Annotated in this window: 20 protein-coding genes; 8 read left to right on the top strand and 12 right to left on the bottom strand. The window is 73.0% G+C overall.

The genetic code is table 11. The features are described from left to right. Positions 1-233 precede the first annotated feature (233 nt). The 3 genes from FKD65_RS33975 to FKD65_RS33965 all read left to right on the top strand — a co-directional run bounded on the left by FKD65_RS33975 (position 234) and on the right by FKD65_RS33965 (position 2935). Positions 234-842 carry a DUF1989 domain-containing protein gene (locus tag FKD65_RS33975; protein ID WP_240809723.1) on the top strand — a complete coding sequence of 203 codons (609 nt, stop codon included), beginning with the start codon at positions 234-236 and terminating at the stop codon, positions 840-842. A 65-nt stretch (positions 843-907) separates the two neighbouring features. Continuing rightward, the gene (locus tag FKD65_RS33970; protein ID WP_141582550.1) at positions 908-2038 is read left to right on the top strand and encodes a tRNA-dihydrouridine synthase; all 1131 of its coding nucleotides are present in this window, start codon (positions 908-910) and stop codon (positions 2036-2038) included. A gap of 30 nt (positions 2039-2068) precedes the next feature. After that, the gene (locus tag FKD65_RS33965; RefSeq protein ID WP_141582548.1) at positions 2069-2935 is read left to right on the top strand and encodes a polysaccharide deacetylase; all 867 of its coding nucleotides are present in this window, start codon (positions 2069-2071) and stop codon (positions 2933-2935) included. A 48-nt stretch (positions 2936-2983) separates the two neighbouring features. On the opposite strand, the gene FKD65_RS33960 is transcribed toward FKD65_RS33965, so the two are convergent. After that, positions 2984-4540: a PucR family transcriptional regulator gene (locus tag FKD65_RS33960; RefSeq protein ID WP_141582546.1), complete on the bottom strand. Its 1557-nt coding sequence runs from the start codon at positions 4538-4540 to the stop codon at positions 2984-2986. Between the two features lie 156 nt (positions 4541-4696). Here FKD65_RS33960 and FKD65_RS33955 point away from each other — a divergent pair, with 156 nt between their 5' ends. Together FKD65_RS33955 and FKD65_RS33950 are read left to right on the top strand one after the other, a co-directional pair. Then, the gene (locus tag FKD65_RS33955; protein WP_205718334.1) at positions 4697-6091 is read left to right on the top strand and encodes a cytosine permease; all 1395 of its coding nucleotides are present in this window, start codon (positions 4697-4699) and stop codon (positions 6089-6091) included. Positions 6092-6413: 322 nt separating this feature from the next. Continuing rightward, on the top strand, positions 6414-6971 hold the full coding sequence (locus tag FKD65_RS33950) for a hypothetical protein (RefSeq protein WP_141582542.1): 558 nt from the start codon (positions 6414-6416) through the stop codon (positions 6969-6971). A gap of 29 nt (positions 6972-7000) precedes the next feature. Here FKD65_RS33950 and FKD65_RS33945 read toward each other — a convergent pair whose 3' ends face one another. Beyond that, complete coding sequence (locus FKD65_RS33945) at positions 7001-8545, bottom strand: AMP-binding protein (RefSeq protein WP_141582539.1); 1545 nt, start codon at positions 8543-8545, stop codon at positions 7001-7003. Between the two features lie 25 nt (positions 8546-8570). Then, positions 8571-9500 (bottom strand): oxygenase MpaB family protein, encoded by a 930-nt coding sequence (locus tag FKD65_RS33940; RefSeq protein ID WP_141582537.1) that lies wholly within the window; start codon positions 9498-9500, stop codon positions 8571-8573. A gap of 166 nt (positions 9501-9666) precedes the next feature. Here FKD65_RS33940 and FKD65_RS33935 point away from each other — a divergent pair, with 166 nt between their 5' ends. Both FKD65_RS33935 and FKD65_RS33930 read left to right on the top strand, forming a co-directional pair. Continuing rightward, positions 9667-10284, top strand: a complete 618-nt coding sequence (locus FKD65_RS33935; RefSeq protein ID WP_168221281.1) for a TetR/AcrR family transcriptional regulator — start codon at positions 9667-9669, stop codon at positions 10282-10284. 66 nt (positions 10285-10350) lie between these two features. Next, on the top strand, positions 10351-10887 hold the full coding sequence (locus tag FKD65_RS33930) for a cysteine hydrolase family protein (protein ID WP_141582533.1): 537 nt from the start codon (positions 10351-10353) through the stop codon (positions 10885-10887). An 81-nt stretch (positions 10888-10968) separates the two neighbouring features. Here FKD65_RS33930 and FKD65_RS33925 read toward each other — a convergent pair whose 3' ends face one another. After that, positions 10969-11694: a hypothetical protein gene (locus FKD65_RS33925; RefSeq protein WP_141582531.1), complete on the bottom strand. Its 726-nt coding sequence runs from the start codon at positions 11692-11694 to the stop codon at positions 10969-10971. Between the two features lie 146 nt (positions 11695-11840). On the opposite strand from FKD65_RS33925, the gene FKD65_RS33920 reads away from it, so the two are divergent. Then, positions 11841-12275: a Fur family transcriptional regulator gene (locus FKD65_RS33920; RefSeq protein ID WP_141582528.1), complete on the top strand. Its 435-nt coding sequence runs from the start codon at positions 11841-11843 to the stop codon at positions 12273-12275. Between the two features lie 103 nt (positions 12276-12378). On the opposite strand, the gene katG is transcribed toward FKD65_RS33920, so the two are convergent. The 8 genes from katG to FKD65_RS33880 all read right to left on the bottom strand — a co-directional run bounded on the left by katG (position 12379) and on the right by FKD65_RS33880 (position 21429). Continuing rightward, complete coding sequence (katG, locus tag FKD65_RS33915; RefSeq protein WP_141582526.1) at positions 12379-14589, bottom strand: catalase/peroxidase HPI; 2211 nt, start codon at positions 14587-14589, stop codon at positions 12379-12381. 30 nt (positions 14590-14619) lie between these two features. Then, positions 14620-15051, bottom strand: a complete 432-nt coding sequence (locus tag FKD65_RS33910; protein WP_302931562.1) for a Fur family transcriptional regulator — start codon at positions 15049-15051, stop codon at positions 14620-14622. Positions 15052-15240: 189 nt separating this feature from the next. Then, positions 15241-15948 (bottom strand): hypothetical protein, encoded by a 708-nt coding sequence (locus tag FKD65_RS33905; protein ID WP_141582524.1) that lies wholly within the window; start codon positions 15946-15948, stop codon positions 15241-15243. Positions 15949-15964: 16 nt separating this feature from the next. After that, positions 15965-17242 carry an MCE family protein gene (locus FKD65_RS33900; RefSeq protein WP_168221280.1) on the bottom strand — a complete coding sequence of 426 codons (1278 nt, stop codon included), beginning with the start codon at positions 17240-17242 and terminating at the stop codon, positions 15965-15967. A gap of 26 nt (positions 17243-17268) precedes the next feature. Continuing rightward, a complete protein-coding gene (locus FKD65_RS33895) occupies positions 17269-18285 on the bottom strand; it encodes an MlaD family protein (protein ID WP_141582519.1) in 1017 nt (338 codons plus the stop codon). Next, a complete protein-coding gene (locus FKD65_RS33890; protein ID WP_168221279.1) occupies positions 18282-19346 on the bottom strand; it encodes an MCE family protein in 1065 nt (354 codons plus the stop codon). Before FKD65_RS33890 ends, FKD65_RS33895 begins: the two co-directional genes overlap by 4 nt. Then, entirely contained in the window at positions 19343-20374 is a 1032-nt protein-coding gene (locus tag FKD65_RS33885; protein WP_141582515.1) for an MlaD family protein, read from the bottom strand. Before FKD65_RS33885 ends, FKD65_RS33890 begins: the two co-directional genes overlap by 4 nt. Further along, the gene (locus tag FKD65_RS33880; RefSeq protein WP_141582513.1) at positions 20365-21429 is read right to left on the bottom strand and encodes an MCE family protein; all 1065 of its coding nucleotides are present in this window, start codon (positions 21427-21429) and stop codon (positions 20365-20367) included. Before FKD65_RS33880 ends, FKD65_RS33885 begins: the two co-directional genes overlap by 10 nt. Position 21430 lies beyond the last annotated feature (1 nt).

The following is a 21430-nucleotide window of genomic DNA, read 5'->3' as shown; positions in this document are numbered from 1 at the left end:
GTACCAGGAGCCGACTCACCAGTAACCCCGGTTCGCCGGACTTTCGGCGGTGACGGAGCGTGCACACGGCGTCGTGGCCCATCCGGCCCGTGCGGTCGCCGGGCCCTCGGCCGCGAGGGCTGCACTCGGGCCTGCTCCGCGCGACAGATGATGGATGAAAAGCCACTCTCTCTCCTCAAGCCTAGATGAAGCTCCATGGCTCGGACGCTCCGGCCGATGGTGTGCTTGCCGGCATGGTGACGATGGGACGGACGATGGTGCCCGCGGGAGAAGGCCGGGCGGTACGGGTGGGCGCCGGGCGGCGCGTGCGGGTGGTGGACGTGGAGGGCGGGCAGGTCGGCGACCTGTTCGCGTTCTCCGCGCTCGATCCGCACGAGCATCTGAGCGCCGCGCACACCCGGAGCGTGACGAGCCGGCTCTTCCCCCTGGTGGGCGAGGCGTTCGTCACCGACCGCCGGAGGCCGATCCTGGCCCTGGTGGACGACACCTCGCCGGGGTCGCACGACATGCTGATCGCCGCCTGCGACCCGGCGCGGTACGAGGCGCTCGGGGTCCCCGGGCACGCCTCGTGCGCGCGGAACCTGGAATCGGCGCTCGCGGGGCTGGGGCCGGCCGCGGCGAGGCCGGCCGTCGCCGCCACCCCGCAGCCGGTCAACGTGTTCATGCGGATCCCGGTCGAGGAGGACGGACGGCTGCGGTGGATGGCCGCCGAGAGCCGGGCGGGGGACGCGGTCACCTTCGAGGCGCTCATGGACTGCGTGGTCGTCGTTTCGGCGTGCCCGCAGGACCTGAACGGCATCAACGGCGACGGCCCGACCCCGCTGGCCATCGACGTCCTGTGAACCGGACCGGCCCGGACCCGGGCCGCGACCGGACCGTGCACGACCTGAACGAGAGGAAAACGGAGATGACCGTCACAACCGTGCATCCGGCGCTCGAGCCGGGCCGCGTGGGCGAGCTGCGGACGTCCAACCGGATGGCGGTGGCCCCGATGACGCGGGTGTCGGCCGCGCCGGACGGCACGCCGACGCGCGAGATGGCCGAGTACTACGCGGAGTTCGCCCGCGGCGGCTTCGGTCTGATCATCACCGAGGGGGTCTACACCGACGCCGCCTACAGCCAGGGCTACCTCAACCAGCCGGGCCTGGTGTCGGAACGGCACGTGACCGCTTGGCGCGAGGCCACCACCGAGGTGCACGAGGCGGGGGGAACCATCGTCGCCCAGCTGATGCACGCGGGCGCGCTGTCGCAGGGGAACCCCTACCGCGACGGCACCGCCGGGCCGTCCGCGGTGGTGCCGCAGGGTGTCAGGATGCCCGAGTACGGCGGGCACGGCCCCTGGCCGGCGCCGAAGGAGATGAGCACGGCCGATATCAGGGAGGCCGTGGACGGTTTCGTCGCCTCCGCCGTGAACGCCAGGCGCGCCGGGTTCGACGGCGTGGAGGTCCACGGGGCCAACGGCTACCTGCTGGACCAGTTCCTCACCGACTACACCAACCTGCGCGAGGACTCCTACGGCGGGACGGTGGCCGACCGGGTGCGCCTGACGGCGGAGGTCGTCGCGGCGATCCGCGCGGAGGTGGGGCCGGACTGGTGCGTCGGGGTCCGGCTCTCACAGACCAAGGTGAACGACTTCCGGTACCGCTGGCCCGGTGGCGCCCACGACGCCGAGGTGATCTTCACGGCGCTGACCGAGGCGGGCGCGACCTACCTGCACGTCGCGAGCGAGGGGCGGAACTGGCTCGACTCCGCACGGCTGGAGCGGGGCCTCACCGTCACCGGCCTGGCCCGCCGGGTGAGCGGCCTGCCGGTGATCGCCAACGGCGGTATGCACGAGCCGGAGCTGTCGGCGCAGGTCCTGGCGGACGGCCACGCCGACCTGGTCTCGATCGCCAGGGGCGCCCTGGTGCACCCCGACCTGCCGAACCGCCTGGCCGAGGGGCGGGCGCCGGAGCGCTTCGAGCATGCGATGCTGTCGCCGATGGTCACCCTGGACAACGTCCGGCGCTGGCGGCTGGCGGCCGGTGCGGACGCCTGATCCGGCAGGGGCGGCGAGAGGGGCGGCGTCATGAGCGGAGGCTGGCACGGCGGGGCCGCCGCGGTGGTGGCACTGGGATTCGACGTGGACGCCGAGACGCCGGTCCTCGCCCAGGGCGGCCGGTACGCGGCGCACGCGAGCACCATGTCGCACCAGGCCTACGGCCCGGACGTGGGGCTGCCGCGCATCCTGGACCTGCTGGACGAGATGGAGGTCCCGGCGACGTTCTTCGTACCGGGCTGGGTCGCCGAGCGGCGCCCGGGGCTCGCCGCCTCCGTCGTCGAGCGCGGCCACGAGGTGGCGCACCACTCCTACTCCCATCGCCCGCCCACGTCGATGTCCCCGCAGGAGGAGCGCGCGGACTTCGTCCGCGCCCTGGAGGTCTTCGCCCGGCAGGGCATCGAGGTCACAGGGCACCGGGCGGCGCTGTGGGAGGCGTCCTGGACGACGGCCGAACTGGTCGCCGAGCACGGGCTGCGCTACGACTCGTCCCTGATGGGCGACGACCGTCCCTACCGCGTGCCGACCGGGGCGGGCGAGATCGTCGAGCTGCCGGTGCACTGGTCGCTGGACGACTGGGAGCAGTACGCCTACCTGCCGGAGCCGCACGTCGGGTCGGTGATCGAGTCGCCGCGCAAGGTACTGGAGCTGTGGCGCGCGGAGCTGGACGGCATGCGGCGGTACCGGTGCCTGTTCAACCTCTGCGTGCACCCGTTCCTGTCCGGGCGCCCGGGCCGGGCTCTCGCCCTGCGCCAGTTCATCGAGTACGCGCGGGAGTGCGGCGACGTGGCGTTCGCGCGGTGCCGGGACGTCGCCGAGGCGGCGTTCGCCGACCCGGACGTCCGGCCGCGCCCGCACCGCCCGCCGCGGGTGGACCCGGACGTCCACCCGCACTGACCCGCCCGCCCGGGGGCGCCGCCGGCATGGCCCGACCGCTCCGGCCGGTCAGGCCATGTCGGCGGCTTGCAGTGCCAGGAAGAGGTCGACGCGGTCGGCGGTGCGGGAGGTGTCGCGCCCGGTCAGCTCGGCGATCTTGGCGAGCCGGTTCCGCAGCGTGTTGACGTGCACCCGCAGGGCGGCGGCGGTGGCCTGCCAGTGCCCGTCGTGGTCGAGGAAGGCGCGCAGCGTGGCCTCCAGCTCGCCGCCCCGCCTGGCGTCGTGCTCGCGGACCGGTCCGAGCACGCCGTCGGCGAGGGTCCGCAGCGCGGCGGCGTTCTGCGTCCCGAGCAGGAGCCGGTGGGGGCCGAGCTCGGCGAAGGTCCGGACGGCGGGGCCCGCGCCGCCGCGCCGCAGGGTCCGGCAGACCTCGCGCGCCCTGATGAGCGGTTCGCGCAGCGCCGCGGGCCCCCGGACGGTCCCGCCGAGCCCGACGACGGCGCGGCGGCCGGGGAACCGCTCCCCCACCGCGGCGGCGAGGCGCTCGGCGAGGGGCGCCGCGTCCCGCTCGTCGTGCCGCCACGACAGGACCGCCACCACGTCCTGCGATCCGGCCGCCACCACCACCGGCACGCCGGTGGAGACGAAGAACTCGCCGATCACCTCCGCCAGCCCGGGCAGGGTGGCCTCCGGACCCGCGAACGCCGTCGTCCACACCGCGAGCGGGCCCTCGGGGTCCACCCCGAACGCGCGCAGCCGGCCGGGTACTTCGGCGTCGCGGCTGCCGCCCGACAGCACCATCTCCAGCAGCTCGCTGGCGAACCGCAGCTCGATCGCCTGCACCGCCTGCTGCTTGGCGACCTCCAGGCTGAGGAAGCGCGCCGCCTGGTCCAGCGCGTCCTGCTCGACGCGGGTCAGCTCGCTCACCGGGCGCAGGCAGATCAGCGCCGCGTCGACGTCGCCGACCGCCCCGACCAGGTACAGCGCGGCCCGTCCGGCGGCGCCCAGGTCCAGCTCCAGCGGCGGCGGCCGCCGGGTCAGGCCCGCGGCGACCGTGCGGAGCTGGGCGGCGTCCAGTTCGGCGCCGGCCGAGCCGAGCAGGCGTCCCATCCGGTCGATGACCGCGAGCGGGAGCTCGTGGTCGCGGCGCAGCACCTGCAGGACGCCCGACGCGCCCGCGCCCCGGGAGATCGCCGTGGCCAGCGCCTCCCCCCGGCGCACCATGCCGACGAGCGCGCCCTGGCGCTCCTCGCTGTAGCGGGCGGCGACCGCCTCGGAGATCGCGGTGAACGGAACCTCCGCCGCGATCTCCAGCAGGGGCACGCCGGCCGCGCGGCAGGCGGTGACCAGCTCCCCCGGCGTGCTGGGACGCTCCGGCCGCAGGCCGAACACGATGCCCGCCGCCCGCGCCCGCTGGACGTTGGCGACGAACCCGGAGGCGGCGATCCGGTCGTCCCACAGGCCGTTGGTCAGCACCAGCTCGCGCCGCCGCACGTAGCCCGACGGGTCGGGCAGCTCGGTGTTGTGGATCCACGCGACCGGTTCCTCCAGGGCCCCCGGCGGGCCCTGGACGAGGACCCTGAGGCCCAGCGACTCGTCCTCCAGCAGGGACGCCAAGGTGAACACCCTGTGAACCTATCCAGCCAACAAGGTCAATGCTAGAGGTTTCTCTACTTCTGGACCGGACGGCGCGGTGCTTTGGTGTGCTGTACGTCACGGACGGAGGAACCCATGTCCAGCAACGAATCCGCACACCCGGCCCTATCCCCTGAACCGGTTCGCTTGGAGGAAGCGGTTCGCTTCGACGAACACGGCATCGACCCCATCCCGGCCTCCGCCCGCGACTCCACGCCCTGGCAGCAGTTCTGGATCTGGTGCGGGGCCAACATCGCGCCGATCAACTGGGTGCTCGGCGCGCTGGGCGTCACGCTCGGGCTGAGCCTGGTGGAGACCCTGCTCGTCGTCACGCTCGGCAACCTGGTCGGCTGCGCGGTCTTCGGGCTGTTCAACGTCATCGGCCACCGCACCGGCGTCAACCAGATGGTCCTCGGGCGCGGGCCCTTCGGCCGGCGCGGCGCCGACGTCCCCGGCCTGGTGCAGGGGCTGCTCACCATGGGGTGGGTCGGCGTCAACACCTGGGTGGTGCTCGACCTGGTGATCGAGATCCTCGCCCAGGCGGGGGTGCACGGCGGCACCGGGCTGCGGTACGCGGTGGCGGGCCTGATCATGGCCGCCCAGCTCCTCCTGGCCCTCTACGGCTTCTACGCGATCCGCACGTTCGAGAAGTACACCGTCCCGGCCACGGTGCTGGTCATGGTGGTCATGACGGGGCTGGCCCTCGGGCAGGCCGACATCCACTGGACGACCGCCACCGCCACGACGGCGGGCGACAAGTTCACCGCCGTGACCCAGTTGCTCACCGCCATCGGCATCGGCTGGGGCATCAGCTGGCTGCCCTACTCGGCCGACTACAGCCGCTTCGTGCGCCCGAAGGCCTCGGACCGGTCGGTGTTCTGGTCGACCGCGCTCGGGATGTACGTCCCCACCGTGTGGCTGGCCGCCCTCGGCGCCTGCCTGGCCAGCGCGGGCGACGGCGGCGACCCCTCCAGCCTGGTGACCGGGGCGTTCGGGGTGATGGCCGTGCCCGTGCTGCTGCTGATCATGCACGGCCCCGTGGCGACGAACATCCTCAACCTGTACTCGTGCTCGCTCGCCGCGCTGTCGGTCGGCATCCGCGCCGCCCGGTGGAAGGTGACGCTGGTGGCCGGCGCGGTGGCCTCCCTGGTGCTGGTGGTGTTCCTGCAGGCCGACAGCTTCGCCCAGGCCTTCGACCACTGGATGGCGTCCATCCTGGTGTGGATCAGCCCGTGGGCGGCCGTCGTCCTGGTCGACTTCTTCGTCCTGCGGCGCGGCCGGATCGACGTGGCCGCCCTCTACCGGGACGGCGGAGCGAACGTCCGCGCCCTGGCCAGCCTGGCCCTGGGGCTGCTCGCGGCTTGGGCTTGGCAGTACGGCACGGTGCCCGCGCTGCAGGGGCCGATCGCACGGACCCTGGGGAACACCGACTTCTCGTGGCTTTCGGGCGGCCTGGTCGCCGGCGGGCTGTACTACGCGCTGGCCCGGCGGGCCCACCGGCGGGCCCCCGCGCATGCGGCTCCGGCCGAGAGGTTCTCCTGACAGGAGCCTGAGGGACCCCCCGTGGCCCCCTCCCCATGCCCGGTCGACGATGAGCCGCCGAGACCATTACGGTCGGCGGCTCATCGCGCGCATGCCGTCCAAATCGACACATCCCCGACGAGCCATCCATGTCTCCCGCACGACAGGTTCTCGCATGGCGACCCCCCGGAGACGGGAATGATCCAGGTGCCCTCGCCCGTGGAAATATCGCTCGCCCGACCCTAGTATCGAACATATGATCGACTGAGCGAGAACTTCTTCGAGCAGGGACCGGCACGGGCACCGGGCCGGCAGGACCTTCGACGTAAAGGCGGACATGCCGATGGCGTTCTCCCCCGAGGTGCTCCCAGCCGCCGTCAGAGCGATCGCCGGCGCGCCCGCCCGGCAGCACCCGGTCATCATGATCACTTGTTCGCCCGACGGGCGGCCCCGGGTCTGCGTGCCCGACTGGGGGGAGCTGCGCGTCGTCGGCGAACGGCACCTGCGCGTGGCCGTCTGGCCCTCCGACCCCACGGCGTCCGACCTGGACCGCGACCCGTCCGTCCTGCTGATCGTGACCGCGGTGTCCGAGGTCTACCTCGTCCACGCCGCGGCCCGGCGGCTGGACCACGCCGCCATGGTGTGGGCGCACTACGAGCTCACGATCACCTCGGCGCGGATCGCCGACCGCGGTACCACTCCGCGCTCGCCGTCCCGGGACGCCGACGTCCCGGAGGAGCTCCTGACCCAGCGGCCGCCGAGGGCGGGCGCCGCGCTCGGTCGCAAGGCCGCCGCGGTCAAGGCCCGCCATCGGAACGCGCCGCAGCGCTCTCCATGGGCCCGCCCTCAGGAGCCCGAAGGCAGAGCCGACCACCGCCTCACCGAACGCGCCCACCCGTGAGGGCCGGGCCGAACGCCCGCTCCCCGCCGTCAGGTGAGGTTGGAGGAGCGGGACTCCCAGTAGGGGGCGCGGAGTTGGCGCTTCAGGGTCTTGCCCGAAGGGTTGCGCGGGATCTCGTCGAGCCGGTCGAAGCCCCTGGGGGTCTTGTAGGCGGCCAGGTGCTCCCGGCAGAAGTCGCGGAGCTGGTCGTCGGTGACGGCGGCGTCCCCCGGCACCACGATCGCTGCGTGCACGGATTCGCCCCACTCGTCGGACGGGACGCCGAACACGGCCGCGTCGGCGACCGCCGGATGGGCGGTGAGGACGGCCTCGATCTCGGCCGGGTAGATGTTCATGCCGCCCGAGATGATCATGTCGGTGCGGCGGTCGCAGACGTAGTAGAAGCCCTCCTCGTCGCGGTAGGCGATGTCGCCCACGGTCAGCCACTCGCCGCGGCCGGCGTCCCGGAACTTGCCCTCGGCCTTGTAGTAGGCGTTGAAGGTGCCGGTGCCGCGCACGTAGAGGTCGCCGGGCACGCGCGGCTCCTCGATGAGGCCGCCGTCCTCGCCGAAGAGCGCGATCTCGACGCCGGGCGCGGCGCGGCCGCAGCTGCCGGGCTTGCGCATCTGGTCCTCGGGGCGCAGCACGGTGTCCACGCCGAGCTCGGTGGAGCCGTAGACCTCGAACAAGGAGTCCTCGCCGATCCTGTCGACGTAGCGGCGCTTGAGCTCGAAGGGCCAGGGGGCGGCGTTGGCGATCATGCGCCGCAGCGAGGAGAGGTCCCTGCGGCGGATCGTCTCCTCCGGCAGGTCCACCACCCGGCGGATCGGGGTCGGCGCGGAGAAGGTCGTGGTCACCCGGTGCCGCTCGACGAGGTCCAGCCAGCGTTCGGGGTCGAAGTCGCGCATCACGACCACGCTCCCGCCCATGAGCTGGACGATGAGCATGAAGCTCAGCGGGCCGGAATGGTAGAGCGGGCCGGTCGTGAGGTAGACGTCGCCCGGCTCGAAGCCGATCTCGCCGACCAGCCCGAGCACCAGGGCCGGGTCGGGCTCGCCGCGCACGACGCCCTTCGGCTTGCCGGTCGTCCCGGACGTGTAGAACATCGAGGTGCCGGCCGCCGGGTCGGCGCCGCGGGCGACGGGCTCGGTGTCCGGGCTCCGCCCGGCCAGTACGTCGAGTGAGGCGGCCCAGCCGGGCGGCTCCGAGCCCCACGCGAGCCATGCGCGGACACCGGCCGCGCCGTCGTGCGCCGCCTCAAGCTGGGGTGCCTGCTCGGCGTCGAACACCACCAGCGCGGCGTCGGCGTTCTCGACGACGTAGGCGGTCTCCTCGGGCGTGAGGCGGTAGTTGAGCGGGACGCCGACGGCCCCGCACTTGCGCAGGGCCGAGATCAGCGCGACGACCTCGGTGCTGTTGCGGCCGCACCACACGACCTTCGTGCCGGCCCGGACGCCGTGCTCGACCAGCAGGTTGGCGTACCGGTTCACCAGGGCGTTGAACTCGGCGTAGGTCAGGCGCCGATCGTCCTCGACGACCGCGGTCCTCGCGGGGTCGGCGGCGGCCATCAGGGTCAGCGGGTCCTCTGCGGGCATGGTCGTCGACCTCCTGGTGGGGGCTTCACATGGGCCGGTGCGCCAGGGCGCGCTCCAGCCTCTCCTGGGCACGGGCCGCCTGCCGGGCGCGGTAGGCGATCGGCATGTAGCGGACGCGTTCGGGCAGCAGCGGCGTGGTCCGCCCGATGGCCTGCGCGGCCAGGCGCAGCCTGCGCTCGTCCGCCGCGCTCCACCGCAGGCCGAGCTTCTCGCGCGCCCGCGCCGGGAGGGTCCCGACGGTGATCAGCCGTCCGAGCCGTCCGACGGCCGCGCTCAGCGGGGCGACCGCCGGACGCAGCGGTCCCGGGACGCCCGGCGGCACCTGGTCCATCTGCGCCAGCACCTCGTGCGCGACCTTGTGAGGAACGAGAGTGTCGGCCACCATGTCGTCGAAATAGGCCCAGTAGTCGGGGATGCTCTTCGGCAGCATCCGCTCCGGCACGCGCAGGATCCTGCCGAGTTGGAGGAACTCCTCAAAGATCTGCTGTTCCTCCTCCGGGGTCAAGGGGGCGGGCGCGAAGTACTCGGCCGCGGTGACGGCGGCGTAGAAGCCGGTGAGGTGGACCCACGCCCACGGCTCGGCGGACAGCGCGTGGTGGCGCCGCCCCTCCTCGTCGACGGCGCTGAGCGGCTTGTGCATCTCGCGCAGCCGCCTGCCCTCCTCGATGGCGGCGGGCCCGCCGTAGACCCAGGTCTGCACGGAGGCGAAGCTGCGCGCGGCGCGGCCGAGCGGGTCGGTGCGGAAGCTCGACAGCCGGTCGACCACGGTCCCGATCGCCGGGTGCATCACCTGGAGGATGAACACGCTGTTGCCCGCGATCGCCGACGTGTAGAGCCCCATCTGCTCCCACAGCAGCGAACCGGGCCCGAACGGCGTCGGCTCGCCCGCGCGGGAGCCCGCAGGGCCCTCCCGCCCTGCCGGCGGGCTCGCGGGCGTCCCATCGGTCACCGTCATCTGCGCGGCCTCCTGACGAAGCGGCTCCCGCCATCGGTGGACGGCACATGCCGCGGGCGGACGGCTCTTGCCGCCGACACACGATACGGCCGCAGGCGGAGCGACTCCTGTAAGCTAAACGCGAATAAGTAGTCGCTTACAAGTCGCGTTCCGAAAGGAGCGGCCGGTGGCGCGCTCACCTGGGCTCTCGCCCCGCAGGACCCCCGCCCAGGACCGCTCGCGCCGCACCGTCGAGCGGATCCTGGAGGCCGCCACTCGCGTTCTGTCCGAGCGCGGCTACGACGGCGCCTCCACCAACCGGATCGCCCGTGCGGCCGGCGTCAGCAACGGATCGCTGTACCAGTACTTCCCCAACAAGGACGCGATCGTCATCGCGGTGCTGGACCGCTTCGCCGACCGCATCGCCGACCGGCTCGGCGAGGAGATCGAGGCCACGATGCGGCTGCCGTGGCAGGAGGCCGGGCGCGCGCTGCTCGACGCCCAGATCCGGCTGTTCGAGGAGAACGCCGACCTGCTGCGCATCATCGTCGAGCAGGTCCCGCGGCTCGGGCCGTTCGACAAGCTCGCGGCGCTCCAGCGGCGGCTCACCGACCTGGTCCGCGTCTACCTCCTGATCAACCGCGCGGAGTTCCGGGAGGACCTCGACATCGACGCCACGTTGTGGATCATCACCGAGACCGTGGGCCTGCTGTCCATCAAGTACGTCCTGGACCGGCCGCCCATCCCGCACGAGCGGATGGTGGACGAGCTCGCCGACCTCGTCGTCGGCTACATCCGCGGCTGACCGCGGACGCGCCCGGCCGCGGCGCGGGCCATGGTTGCGGTCGCGCTCACCGGGCAGGGCAGGTCCGTGAGCACGAGCGCACTGATCGTCATCGACATGCTGAACCCGTTCGAGCACGCGGACGCGGACGCGCTGATCGAGAGCGTGGAAGAGGTGGTGGACCCGCTGCGGAGCCTGCTGGACGAGGCCAGACGGCGCGACGACGTGCGCGTCCTGTACGTCAACGACAACTACGGCGACTTCTCGGCCGACCGGAAGGACCTGGTCGACCGGGCGCGGAAGGGGCGGCGTCCCGACCTCGTCGAGCCCATCCTCCCGCTGCCCACCTGCGGGTTCATGTCCAAGGTCAGGCACAGCGCCTTCTACGGCACCGCGCTGGAGTACCTGCTGTCCCGGGAGAAGGTGGAGCGGGTCGTCCTCACCGGCCAGGTCACCGAGCAGTGCATCCTGTACAGCGCGCTGGACGCCTACGTCCGGCACTTCCAGCTCAAGGTGGTCCGGGACGCGGTCGCGCACATCGACGCCGACCTCGGCGCCGCCGCGCTGCGCATGATGGAGTCGAACATGCGCGCCGAGATCGTCACCGCCGACGAGTGCTTCTGAGGCGGCAGGCCCGGCGCGCCGCTTGGGTGGTACGGAGAACGCCCCGCCGTTCGGGCGGGGCGTTCTCATGATCCGACCGGGTCAGCGCACGTCGACGAAGTCGTCGAGGGACTTCTGGCGGTCGAAGTTGCTCGTGCCGGGGAAGTAGGCGCGCCAGTAGCCGTCCCGCTTGGCCGTGAACGCCTTGCGGAAGCGGCCGTCGCCGGCGGTCTTCGTCGCTCCCATGTACGCCCAGGACGCCGAGCCCTTGGGACGGAAGTAGACGCGGATCGTCTTGCCCGGGTACACGGTGTATCCGGTGGCGATGTCATTGAGCCGCTTCAGGCGGCCGGACACGGTGATCGGGCGGCCCTGCCGCACGGGCTCGGGCGCGGCGTTGTAGCTCTGGATCGCCGTGTCGAACTTCTCGTACCAGTAGTCCTCACGGCTCCCCAGGGCCTTGCCGCTCGCGTTGTAGGCGACGACCCGGACGCGCCATTTCCCGAGGTCCTCCAGGTGGCCGGGGCAGCCGACGGACCAGCCGACCTGCTCCCTCGGCAGGACGCGCTTGTAGACCCGGCCCGCGGGGACGCGCCCGTCGGGGTCGATCAGGTAGGCCCTGGAATAGGCGACCGAGGCGCCCTCGGTGCCCCACACCCACACGTCCATGCCGCAGGAGCTGTTGTAGTCCCCCTTGCCGACGGAGAGGTGCTTCGGCACCTCGACGCGGAACTGCAGTGACACGGCCTCGGCGGTCGTGGCGCCGCCGGCGAGCACGCCGGCGGCGACGGCCAGCGCGGCCGCGCCGGAGATCATTCTGGAAGGCATCGACGTATCGTCCTGTCTTGTGTCGAGATGCGACGATCATGCCAGTGCCCACCGCCGTCCGTCAGGCCGCACCGGGACTTGGGCAGCTAGACTTGCCTCATTTGTTGACTTAAGTGATTCGCGTTTGTGAGGGAAGGTTCGGCGCCATGACCGCGTCCCAGACCCCGTCCACCGCCGAGGCGCTGCGCGGTGCCGGCCTGCGGGTGACGGCCGCCCGCGTGGCCCTGCTGGAGACCGTACGGGCGGGCGACCACCTCGGCGTCGAGGCCCTCGCCTCGGGCGTGCGCGAACGCGTGGGCCACATCTCCCTGCAGGCGGTGTACGAGGCGCTCCACGCGCTCACCGCGGCGGGGCTCGTCCGCCGGATCGAACCGGCCGGGAGCCCGGCCCGGTTCGAGGGACGCGTCGGCGACAACCACCACCACCTGGTGTGCCGCGCCTGCGGCACGATCAAGGACGTCGACTGCGCCGTGGGGCACCCGCCCTGCCTCGACCCGGTCGACGACGCCGGCTACCTGGTCGACGAGGCCGACGTCACCTTCTGGGGCCTGTGCCCGGCGTGCCGGCCGGACGCCGGCTGACCCGGTCCCGCCCACTCCCCCGCACGAGCGAACCCGCCGGTCCCGGAAAGGCGACCGGGCCGGCCGCCGCGGCGACCGGCCCGGACGTCCCGGACGTTCTCGATCAGGTGAGGTCGTACCGGTCGAGGTTCATGACCTTGTCCCAGGCGGCGACGAAGTCCTGGACGAACTTCTCGCCCGCGTCGTCGCTCGCGTAGACCTCCGCGACGGCGCGCAGCTCGGAGTTCGCGCCGAAGACGAGGTCGGCGCGGCTCCCGGTCCACCGGAGCTCGCCCGAGGCGTCGCGCCCCTCGAACGTCTCGGAGGTCTTGGAGTCCTCGCCCGTCGCCTTCCAGACCGTGCCCATGTCGAGCAGGTTCACGAAGAAGTCCGTGGTCAGCGACCCGGGGGTGTCGGTGAGGACGCCGAGCGACGACCCGTCGTAGTTCGCGCCGATGACGCGCAGTCCGCCGACGAGGACCGTCATCTCGGGCGCGGTCAGCGTGAGCAGGTTCGCCCTGTCGATCAGCAGGAACTCGCCCGGCAGGACGTTGCCCTTCTGGAGGAAGTTGCGGAAGCCGTCGTGCGTCGGCTCCATCACCTCGAAGGACTCGACGTCGGTCTCCTCCTGGGAGGCGTCGGTGCGCCCCGGCGTGAACGGCACCTCGACGTCGTACCCGGCGGCCTTGGCGGCCTGCTCGACCCCGGCGCACCCGCCGAGGACGATCAGGTCGGCGAGGGAGACGCGCTTGCCGCCGGTCTGCTCGCCGTTGAACGCCTCCTGGACCTGCTCCAGGGTGCGCAGCACGTTCCGCAGCTGGTCGGGGTTGTTGACCTCCCAGCTGCGCTGCGGCTCCAGCCGGATGCGGGCGCCGTTGGCGCCGCCGCGCTTGTCGGTGCCGCGGAACGAGGCGGCCGCGGCCCACGCGGTGCTGACGAGCTGGGAGACCGACAGCCCGGAGTCCAGCAGGCGGCGCTTGAGGGCCGCCACGTCCTCGGCGTCGACGAGCTCGTGGTCCACCGCCGGGACCGGGTCCTGCCAGATCAGCGTCTCGGACGGGATCTCCGGGCCGAGGTAGCGCGTGACCGGGCCCATGTCGCGGTGGGTCAGCTTGAACCACGCGCGGGCGAAGGCGTCGGCGAACTCGTCGGGGTTGTCCTTGAAGCGCCGCGAGATCGGCTCGTAGATCGGGTCGAAGCGCAGCGAGAGGTCGGTCGTCAGCATCATCGGCTGGCGGTTCAGCGTGCCGTCCTCGGGGTCGGGGACGGTGTTCTCCCCGGCGCCGTCCTTCGGCCGCCACTGGTTCGCCCCGGCGGGGCTCTCGGTCAGCTCCCACTCGTAGCCGAACAGCACCTCGAAGAAGGTGTTGTCCCACTTGGTCGGGGTGGGCGTCCAGGTGACCTCGAGGCCGCTGGTGTAGGAGTCGCGGCCCTTGCCGGAGCCGTGCGTGCCCTTCCAGCCGAGGCCCATGTCCTCCAGCGGGGCGGCCTCGGGCTCGACGCCGATGCTGTCGGAGGGCGCCGCGCCGTGCGTCTTGCCGAAGGTGTGGCCGCCCGCGATCAGCGCGACGGTCTCCTCGTCGTTCATCGCCATGCGGCCGAACGTCTCGCGGATGTCGCGCGCCGCGGCGACCGGGTCCGGGTTGCCGTTCGGGCCCTCCGGGTTGACGTAGATGAGGCCCATCTGCACCGCGGCCAGCGGCTTCTCCAGCTCGCGCTCGCCGCTGTAGCGCTCGTCGTCGAGCCAGGCGCTCTCGGGGCCCCAGAAGACGTCCTCCTCGGCCTCCCATGCGTCCCGGCGCCCGCCCGCGAAGCCGAAGGTCTTCAGGCCCATCGTCTCCAGGGCGACGTTGCCGGCCAGGATCATCAGGTCGGCCCACGAGATCTTGCGGCCGTACTTCTTCTTGACCGGCCACAGCACGCGGCGGGCCTTGTCCAGGCTCGCGTTGTCGGGCCAGCTGTTGAGGGGCGCGAAGCGCTGCTGGCCCGCGCCGGCGCCGCCGCGGCCGTCGCTGACGCGGTAGGTGCCCGCGCTGTGCCACGCCATGCGGATGATCAGCGGCCCGTAGTTGCCGAAGTCGGCGGGCCACCAGTCCTGCGAGTCCGTGAGCACGTGCGCGATGTCCTGCTTCACGGCGGGGAGGTCGAGGCTCTCGAACGCCTCGGCGTAGTTGAAGTCCTCGCCCAGCGGGTTGGTGATGACCGGGTTCTTGGCCAGCAGCTTCAGGTTGAGCCGTTCCGGCCACCAGCGGTTGTTGCCGCCGCCCTGGGCCGGGTAGGGAGCGCGCTCGTGCGCGACCGGGCAACCGCCGGCGGAGTCGTTCTTCTCAGACATGTGATTCCTTCCAGGACGACCGTGGGTGAATCAGGAACTGTGGGCGGTGGAGCAGTCGGGGCACAGGCCCCAGTAGACGACCTCGGCCTCGTCGATCAGGTAGCCGCGGTCGTCGGATGCCGTCAGGCAGGGCGCCTCGCCCACCGCGCAGTCGACGTCGGCGATGGACCCGCACGAGCGGCACACGACGTGGTGGTGGTTGTCGCCGATCCGCGACTCGTAGCGGGCCACGGAACCGGACGGCTGGATGCGCCGCAGCAGGCCCGCCGCCGTCAGCGCGCGCAGCGAGTCGTAGACGGCCTGGTGGGACACCTTCGGAAGTTCCTCGCGCACGGCGCCGATCACCGAGTCGGTGTCGGTGTGCGGGTGCGCGTGGACGGCGCTCAGCACCGCCAGCCGCGGGCGGGTCACGCGCAAGGCGGCCGCACGCAGCATCTCGTGGAAGTCCAAGGAGCTGGCCACGCCCCCACACTGGCTCATTTTCTGGAATCAGTCAAGATATTGAATGAACCATGTTCAGGGGAAGGTCAGCTCTTTACCCTGGCCGGCCCGGAGGAGGGACTCCCGAGCGTAGAGCGGTGGCGGCGGCCGGTCACCTGGCGATGTTCGCCGTCGATCGCCGCCCGGTCCGTCGAGAGTTGCCGATGCGGATCAGGGGGTCTTCGCGGGCGCCGGGATCTCGGGGGTGGTCTGGGTCCTGCCCTCCGGGTCGGTCATGCTCTCGTCCGCCGAGCCGACCGAGGTGACGTCGGTGACCTTCCACTCGCCGCCCCGGCGGGCGAGCCGCATGTCGAGGTAGGAGCCGAGGACGCGGCGGGTGCCCGCGGTGCTGTGCACCTCGGAGTCCATGACCACGACCGCCTTGGCCGTCCCCGACTCGATCTCCCCCAGGTACACGGTCCGGACGGTCGCCGTCGCGTCCGCCTTCAGCTTGGCGATGACGCCCTCCAGCCCGCCGACGAACGCCTCGTCGTAGGTCTTGGCGAAGTCGTCGGAGGCCAGCGCGAGGACGCGGTTCCGCGCGTCCCGCAGCTTGGTGTGGTCGTAGCTGAGCAGCGCCCGGCCGAACTCCGCGGCACTGGCCCTGACCTGCCGCCGCTCCTCGTCCCGCTGCGCCGCCTGGTGGGCTTGGTGCCACTGCAACCCGGCCGTGGCGACGGACCCGGCGAGCGCCACGGCGACCGTCGCCCTGACCAGCCCCGCCTTGTCGGGAACCCGGCGCCGAGCCCGGAGCCCGCCCTCGGTCTTCTCCCGGTCCGGCTCCGGCTGGACGTCTTCGGCCTTCTTCTTCTCCTCCGCGCCGGCCGGCTCGCGCTCGTCCTCGGCGCCGTCCTTCACGGGGCTTTCGGTCTTGCTCACGGATCCTCCAGTGGGGTCAGCGGGAACGGCGGCGCAGGACGGCGCGCAGGGCGTTGAGGAGGGCGGCGGCGATGACGAGGGCGCCGAGGACGGGCGGCAGCAGGAACGGCCAGTCGGGGGACGGGTCCTTCCCTCCGGCGTCCACCGGGCGCATGGCGCCGTTCGGCTCGGTGCCGGCGGGTCGTTCGGCGCCGGTGCGCGATCCGGTGCCGGACGCCTGCCCGGTCCCGGTCTTCGCCACCCGCCCGTCCTTCGAGCCGCCGGAGCCGCACAGGGTGAGGCGGGGCACCGTGGGCGGCGCGACCGGACGGGTGTACTCGGGCGGCGCCTTCGCCGGGCCCGTGATCGTGATGACGGGGGTGACGCGCATGTACTTCCCCGTCGCGTCGGTCGCGGTGACGTCCGCGACGAGCGCCCGCAGGGTCGGGACGAGCCGCAGCACGTGGCGGATCTTCTGCTCGTTCGCGGGGGTGAGCAGCGGCGCGGTCGGCGTGGCGGCGGCGGTGAGCAGGCAGTCCAGGCCGGGGCGGGCGTCCTGGAGCAGCCCGTGCAGGTTCGCGAGGGTGCCCGGGCCTGAGGCGAGGACGCCGTCGAGGTCCCGGGCCGACTGCCGCAGGGACGCGGTGAGCAGCGCGAGGTCGTCGACTCCGGAGGCGATGTCGCCGCGGTGGGCGGTGAGCGTCGCGGTGAGGCGCGTGAGTTCGCGGGACAGCGCGTCCAGCGTGCCGGCGTCGGCGGCGAGGGTGCCGGTCAGCCGGTGCGTGTCGGAGATCATGTCGTGCAGGTCGGTGCCGCGCCCGTCGAGGCCGGTGGCGAGTTCGTGGACGAGCGTCCGGGTGTCGCGCGGATCGACGGCGTCGAGCGTGCGGCCGAGTCCCTCGAACAGCCGCCTGTAGTCGGTCGTCCCGGCGGTGCGGGCGAGCGGGATGTGGTCGCCGGCCCGCAGCGTCCTGCCCCCGCCCGCCGGGGACGGTGACGGCGTCAGCTCGATGTACGGCTCGCCGATCGCGGACTTGCGCTGGACGCGGGCGCCGACGTCGGCGGGGATCCGCGCGCCCCGGTCGAGGTCGAGGGTGACGGCGACGTGGTCGCCGCGCAGCCGGACGGCCCCGACCTCGCCGACCCGGACGCCGAGGTGGGTGACCTCCAGGTCGCCGTGCAGGCCGGGCGAGGAGGCGAAGTCGGCGGTGACGGCGAAGGGCCGTTCGAGCGCGTCGATGTGGATCACGCTGCGGACCGCCCACACCGCGAGGACGGCGCCGAGCGCGGCGAAGAAGACGAGGTTGACGGCCACGCGGGGATATATCACGGGCAGGTGCCTCATGGACGTGTTCCTCGGGTGCGGGGGCTCAGCAGCCCGTCGAGGTCCGGCTTTCGCGGGGCGGACGCGGCCGCGTTCGGATGCGGCAGGAACCCCTTGATCCACAGGAAGAGGAGGGCCTGCCCGCTGGAGGACACCGAGGGCCCGTTGAGGAAGCCCAGCACCGTCCCGGCGAGGGTCTTCAGCTCGTCGCGCCCGCGCAGCGCGGCCGCCAGCAGGTCGTCGGCGTGCTTGAGCAGGACGGCGAGCCGGGCGGCGTGCCGCTGCTGCACCTTGGCGTTGACCGAGGTCGCGAGCTTGAGCAGGGCCTGGACGGCGCGTTTCAGCTCGTCCCGGTCGTCCTGGAGGCGCCGGGTGGCGAGCGCGACGTCGCCGGGCAGCCGGTCGAGCCTGCCGGAGCCCTCCCCGAGCGACCGTCCGAGGCGTGCGAGGGAGTCCAGGGCCCGGCCGAGGTCGGCGCTGGCGGCGGCGTACTCGTCGCCGACGTCGGCGGCGCGGGCGATGAGGGTGTTCAGCCTGCGCCCCTTGCCGCCGAGTGCGGTCGCGGACTCGGCGCTGATCGTGGCGACGTCCTGGCCGGCGAGGGCGGCGAGCAGCGGCCCGACCTTCTCGCTGATCTGCTCCAGGTCGGGCTGGACGGACGTCCCGCCGAGCGCGGCCCCGGACGCCAGGAAAGGCCCGGCGTCCAGGCGGCGCCCCGGAGGCAGGTCGAGCCGGACGTAGTTCTCCCCCAGCAGGGACGACTTGGCGATCGTCGCCGTGGTGCCGGCCGGGACGCGCCGCCGCAGCGACATCGTGACGCGGGCGCGGAAGCCCGCCAGCCGGATGCCGGTGACCGTCCCCACGCGGATGTCGGCGACCTGGACGCTGTGCCCGACGACGAGGCTCTGCACGTCGTCGAACGTGGCGTGCAGGGTCGTGTCGCCGCGCGGGGCGCCCGCCGTCCGCAGCGAGCAGCCGGCCGCGAGGACGGCCACGAGCGCGCCCGCCACGACCCGTCCCAACTGGGCTTTCATCGCGGTCCTCCCGGCGCGGGGCGGCAGTCGGCGAGCGCCGGGGCGTCCTCGGCGCACGGGACGGTCCCCCAGCCCATCGCGGTGAACAGCGGCTGGAGCCAGGCCCGGACGGTGGCGTGGACGACGACGCGGATCGTGGCGACGTGGTTGCGCCGGTCCCACGCCTGGACGGCGACGTCGGCGAACCGGCCGAGGCCGTCGATGGCCTGGGTGAGCGCGGCGGCGTTCCCCTTGAGGCTCAGCACGATGTCGGACAGGTCCGCGACCGTGTCCGGCAGCGTCTCCCGGTAGGCCGTGATCAGCACGTCGCTCTTGCGGATCGCGGCGGCGAGACCCGCCACGAAGTCGCGGAGCCTGGTGCGCTCCTCCGACAGCGTCCGGCTCGTAGTGGAGAACGAGTCGAGCAGGTCCGACAACTGCCGGTCACGCCCGTTGAGCGAGGCGGCAAGGTCGTGCAGCCCCCGCGCCAGCGACGTGATCTTCTTGTCCTGCGCCGCCAGGTCGCGGGTGAGGCCGGACGTGTCGTGCAGCGCGTCGTTGATGCCCCCGCCCCGGCCGCGCACGGCCCCCGCGGCGCGGTGCACGGCTGGCCCGAGCGCGGAGCCGTCGATCGACTCGTTCAGCCTCGCGAACGCGGCGAGCGCGTCGTCGATCTCCACCGGCAGCTCGGTGCGCTCCTGCGGGACGACGGCGCCGGGCGGGGCCTTCGGCATGCCGGGCCTCCACACCGGGTGGAGCGTCACGAACCGCTCCCCGAGGACGTCGGAGGAGTCGATCGCGGCGTGCACCCCGGCTGGGACGGGGACCGAGCGCCTGACCTCGATCTCCACGCGGACCCGGTTCCGCTCCGCCCTGATCGACGTGATCGTCCCGGCGTCGGCGCCCATCACCTTCACCCGCGACTGCTCGTACAGCGAGGGCGCCTTCGCGAAGTACACCGTCATCCGGTAGGTGGGCTCGGAGCCGACGCCGCAGCCGCCGAGCGCCGCGGTCAGCGCGAGCGCGGCCGCCGCCGCGACCGGACGGCGCGGCCCCGTGAGCTCCCCCCTCCCCGCCCTCACCGGCGTGCCTCCTTCGGTGCGACGCGGGCGAGTTCGGCGAGGTCCTTCGGCGACAACGGGCCGAGGCCGGTGGCGACGACCTCCAGCCACGGCCCCCGCCCGCCGGTGCCGGCGAGGCCGGAGAGGGTGGGCCCGGCCCAGGCGAGCAGGGAGTTGAAGTCGCCGGTCGCGGGGCGGAGCGTGCCGAGGGTGCCGCGCAGGTCGGCGACGAGGGACATCAGCTTCTCCTGCCGGTCGTCGATGAGCCGGGTGAGGCTCTCGACCGTCCGGTCGCTCCCGCCGAGGAACGCCGCGAGCTCGGTGCGGCGCGTGCGGAGCTCGTCCAGCATGGCCTGGACGTTGGTCAGCAGCCGCGACAGCTCGGCGTCCTTGGCGTGCGCGAGCCTGAGCAGTCGGTCGCCGCCGTCGAGCAGCTTCTTGATCTGCGGGTCGGCCTCGTGCACGGTCTCGGCCAGGTCCGCGAGGTTCGTCAGGGCGCGCCCGAGCCGGCCCCGGTCGTTCTCGCCGATGCCGTTCAGCTCGCCCACGAGCTTGTTGATCGCCCCGGTGTCGAGCCTGGAGATCGTGCGCGTGGAGGCGTCGAGCACGTCGGAGGCCGTCGTCGGGACCTGCGTGCGGTCGAGGGGGATGCGGCGCCGCTCCGCGGGCAGGTCGGCCAGGTGCGGGGAGGCGACCGGGCCGGAAAGGCGCAGGTAGCGCCCGCCGAGCACGTTGGCGACCTTGATCTCCGCGCGGGTCGCCGGGCCGAGGTCGACCTCGCCGTCCACCTTCCAGGCGACCACCACGTACCCGTGCCGGTGGTCGGGCCGGACGGAGCCGACCTCGCCCACCCGGACCCCGGCCACCCGGACCTCGTCCCCGGCGCGCAGCCCGCCGGTCGCGGCGAAGACCCCGGTGACGGCGTAGCGGTCCTGGAGCAGCCCGCGCGTGCCGACCAGGTAGACCGAGGCGACCAGCGCGGCGAGCGTGCCCGCCGAGACCAGCCCGACCACGACCCGGTTCCGGTCGCGGAACGACCTCAGTGCCATCGCGTCCCCCCGACCATGAGGTTCTCCAGCTCCTTCGGTGTGTCGACGCGGCCCTCGCGGGGGCCTGGCAGGCGCGTCGGGTACGGGCACGGCGGCGCGGCGAGCGTCAGGCAGGGGATGGCGGCCTCCACGTAGCCTCCGTTGTCGACGGCGGCGAAGATGTGCCGGAGCTTCGGCGTCACCGAGCGCAGCACCTGGAGGACGGATCCGCGGTTGCGGCCCACTCCGGAGGCGAACGCCGACAGCCTGTCCACGACCTGCGAGAGCTCGCGCTCGTTGCCCGCGAGGAGCGAGTCCGACGTCCGCGCCAGCGCCGCGAGCTGGACGAGGGTGTCGTCGATCAGCCTCCGGTTGCGGGCGAACGCGTCGCCCAGGCTTACCAGGTCGTCCACCGCGGCGCCGATCTGCTTGTCGCGCCGGGCGATGACGCCGGTGACGGTCGCGTAGTCGGCGAGCATCTGGCGCAGCACGGCCCGCCGCCGCGCGATCGTCGCCGCCAGCGTGTCGATGTCGGCGATCAGCCGGTCGACGCTCCCGGCGTTTCCGTCGAGCGCCTCCGACAGCGACACCAGGACGGTGTTGACCTGCTTCGGGTCCAGGCTCCGGACGAGGGGGCCGAGCTGGTCGAGCAGGGCGCTGCCGTCCACCGCCGAACGGGTCCGGGTGATGTGGGCGCCGTGCCGCATCCGCGCGGCGCTCCTGCCGGGGACGAGGTAGACGACGCGGCGGCCCATGGCGTCGCGCCAGCGGATCGCGGCCTCGCTGTCGGCGGGGATCTGCACCGTGTCGCGGACGGTGAGGCTCACGCGGGCCCTGCCGTCCACCACCCTCACCTCGTCCACGCGGCCGACGGGCGCTCCGGCGATCTTCACGTCGTCGCCCTTCGCCAGGCCGCTGGCGTCGTCGAACGTGGCGGTGAGATGCCAGCCGCCGGAGGTGTCCACGCGCGCGATCTGCATGCCGATGACCCCGGTGAGAACGCCGGTGACCGTCACGAACAGCGCCAGCCGGACGACGAGCCCCACGCGGGCGCTCTTGGACAGCGTGGACGACATG

Source organism: Actinomadura sp. WMMA1423, assembly GCF_006547145.1.
In the GTDB taxonomy this organism is placed as follows: Bacteria; Actinomycetota; Actinomycetes; order Streptosporangiales; family Streptosporangiaceae; genus Spirillospora.
This window is presented reverse-complemented; position numbering and strand designations above follow the sequence as displayed.

What these genes read in the sequence shown, in the direction of transcription:
- FKD65_RS33975 (WP_240809723.1), top strand. Translation starts at nt 234, where the DNA reads ATGGTGACGATGGGACGGACGATGGTGCCCGCGGGAGAAGGCCGGGCG.
- FKD65_RS33970 (WP_141582550.1), top strand. Translation starts at nt 908, where the DNA reads ATGACCGTCACAACCGTGCATCCGGCGCTCGAGCCGGGCCGCGTGGGC.
- FKD65_RS33965 (WP_141582548.1), top strand. Translation starts at nt 2,069, where the DNA reads ATGAGCGGAGGCTGGCACGGCGGGGCCGCCGCGGTGGTGGCACTGGGA.
- FKD65_RS33950 (WP_141582542.1), top strand. Translation starts at nt 6,414, where the DNA reads ATGGCGTTCTCCCCCGAGGTGCTCCCAGCCGCCGTCAGAGCGATCGCC.
- FKD65_RS33945 (WP_141582539.1), bottom strand. Translation starts at nt 8,545, where the DNA reads ATGCCCGCAGAGGACCCGCTGACCCTGATGGCCGCCGCCGACCCCGCG.
- FKD65_RS33940 (WP_141582537.1), bottom strand. Translation starts at nt 9,500, where the DNA reads ATGACGGTGACCGATGGGACGCCCGCGAGCCCGCCGGCAGGGCGGGAG.
- FKD65_RS33925 (WP_141582531.1), bottom strand. Translation starts at nt 11,694, where the DNA reads ATGCCTTCCAGAATGATCTCCGGCGCGGCCGCGCTGGCCGTCGCCGCC.
- FKD65_RS33920 (WP_141582528.1), top strand. Translation starts at nt 11,841, where the DNA reads ATGACCGCGTCCCAGACCCCGTCCACCGCCGAGGCGCTGCGCGGTGCC.
- katG (WP_141582526.1), bottom strand. Translation starts at nt 14,589, where the DNA reads ATGTCTGAGAAGAACGACTCCGCCGGCGGTTGCCCGGTCGCGCACGAG.
- FKD65_RS33895 (WP_141582519.1), bottom strand. Translation starts at nt 18,285, where the DNA reads ATGAAAGCCCAGTTGGGACGGGTCGTGGCGGGCGCGCTCGTGGCCGTC.
- FKD65_RS33885 (WP_141582515.1), bottom strand. Translation starts at nt 20,374, where the DNA reads ATGGCACTGAGGTCGTTCCGCGACCGGAACCGGGTCGTGGTCGGGCTG.
- FKD65_RS33880 (WP_141582513.1), bottom strand. Translation starts at nt 21,429, where the DNA reads ATGTCGTCCACGCTGTCCAAGAGCGCCCGCGTGGGGCTCGTCGTCCGG.